Genomic DNA, 1,888 nt, shown 5'->3' on the forward strand with positions numbered 1-1,888 from the left:
ATCAACAATGATCAACCTGTAGCGGCGGATTTTCTTGAGTTCGGCTTCGAGGCGGCCGGCGTGGTGGGCTTCGGCGAGGCGGGTGATCCAGTTGCTGGCGGTGTCGAACAGCACGGAGTGTCCGGCCTGGGTGGCTTTGACGCCGAGGGCGATGGCAAGGTGGGTCTTGCCGAGACCGGGTGGTCCGAGCAGGATCACGTTCTCGGTCTTCGCGACGTAGGTGCTGGTGGCCAGGTGGGCCAGGACGTCACGGCGCAGTGAGGGCAGGTGGTCGAGGTTGAAGTCCTCGAGGGTTTTCACGGTCGGGAAGTGCGCGGTGCGGATGCGCATGACGGTGCCTTTGGACTCCCGGTCGGCGACCTGGCGCTGCAGCAGCGCGGCCAGATACTCCTCATGCGACCAGTTCTCGTCGCGGGCCTGACCGGCGAGCTCTTCCCAGAACGCGCCGATGGTGGGGGTCTTCAGGACCCGGGTGAGGTAGGCGATCATCGACGGCATCCCGTCCTTGATCGTGTCTCTGGGGCCGGCGGTGGCGGGTTTCGTCTTGGTCGTGGTCATTCACTGCTCGCTTTCACGGTTGGGTTGAAGTCGACGCCGAACAGGGCGTCGTAGTCGTGCAGGGCCCGCAGCGTGACCGGGTGCCCGTCGCCGTGGTGGCGGGTGGCTGCGAGGCGTCGCTGCCGGTCGTCGGCCAAGGCGTGGCGCATCAGCTTCGCGGTCGCGGCGTGGTCGGGGTCGGTGATCACGCCGTGTTTGGCCCAGGACCGGTCGTGCCGGGCCACGACGGTGCCGTCGCAGGACACGGTCACCACGTGCGCCGTGGCGGTGACCTCGACGAACCGGCCGATGGAGCGCGGGTCGACGGAGTAGTCGACGGTGTCGACCCGCACGTAGTAGTCGCGGCCGAGCCGGATCCGTTGCTGCAGACCGACTTGCGGGCCGATCGGCGGGAGGTCCACCATGGACAGATAGTCGGTCTGCAGCAGGTCCACGGGCCGGCCCTGGATCGAGCGGACCGTACGGGTGTTCGCCGTGCTCCCCAGCCAGTCGCCGAGCTGAGTGTTGAAATCGGTGGGTGAGGTGAACCGCCGGCCGGGCAGGAACGACGTCTCCAGATAGCCGTTGGCGCGCTCGACCATGCCCTTGTATTCCGGATCGCGGGGCGGGGCCAGCTGGATGCGGGTGGCGAGGGTCCCGGCGAACGCCGCCGCCGGGCTGCTGACCCTGCCGGTCCCGCCGATCGCGGACTCCCGATCCCACACCAGGGTCCGGGTGACCCGACCGACCCCGCAGATCAGCAGCCACATCCCGGACAGGATGTCGCCGGCCTGCCGGGTCGGGATCATCGTCGCGGTCATGAACCGGGAGAACCCGAGCGTCATCACCAACACCGGCAACACCCGATCCTGACCCGCGGCGACCGGGATCCGCGGCTGCGGGAACCACAGATCGCACTGCGTAATCTGACCCGGCTCATACACCGTCCGGTCGACCGGATCGATCCCCACATACTCCGGCCGGATCTGCGCCAGCCGCTTCTTCAACGGCGACAACGAATACGGCCAGCCGATCCGCTCCGCGATCACCGGCACCGGCATCCGCGGCCACTCACCCAACAGCACCCGGATCCGCGGCTCGAACGCATCCACCACCGACCCGCGCGCCGGCCGCTCGTACCGCGGCGGCCGATCCGAGGCCAACGCCGCCCGAACCGTGTTCCGAGCCACCCCCAGCCGCCGGACGATCTCCTTGATCGGCACACTCTCCGCCCTATGCAAACGACGGATCTCTGCCCAGTCCTCCACGGTCAACACCCTCCAAGATCATCAGAACGGAGGGGTCAATATTCAAAAATCCGCTGGGGGTCAGTCTTCAGGAAGCCGCGACA

The 1,888-nt window shown here is 67.6% G+C and carries 2 protein-coding genes; both read right to left on the reverse strand.

From position 1 onward, the window contains the following. A partial coding sequence (locus ABD901_RS58435) for an ATP-binding protein (RefSeq protein ID WP_345145005.1) occupies positions 1-558 on the reverse strand: 558 nt, incomplete at its 3' end. Continuing rightward, positions 555-1,814, reverse strand: coding sequence for an IS21 family transposase (gene istA, locus ABD901_RS58440; protein WP_345145007.1), 1,260 nt, complete (start codon positions 1,812-1,814; stop codon positions 555-557). The genes istA and ABD901_RS58435, both read right to left, overlap by 4 nt. Positions 1,815-1,888 lie beyond the last annotated feature (74 nt).

This window comes from Dactylosporangium darangshiense (assembly GCF_039537565.1).
In the GTDB taxonomy this organism is placed as follows: domain Bacteria; phylum Actinomycetota; class Actinomycetes; order Mycobacteriales; family Micromonosporaceae; genus Dactylosporangium; species Dactylosporangium darangshiense.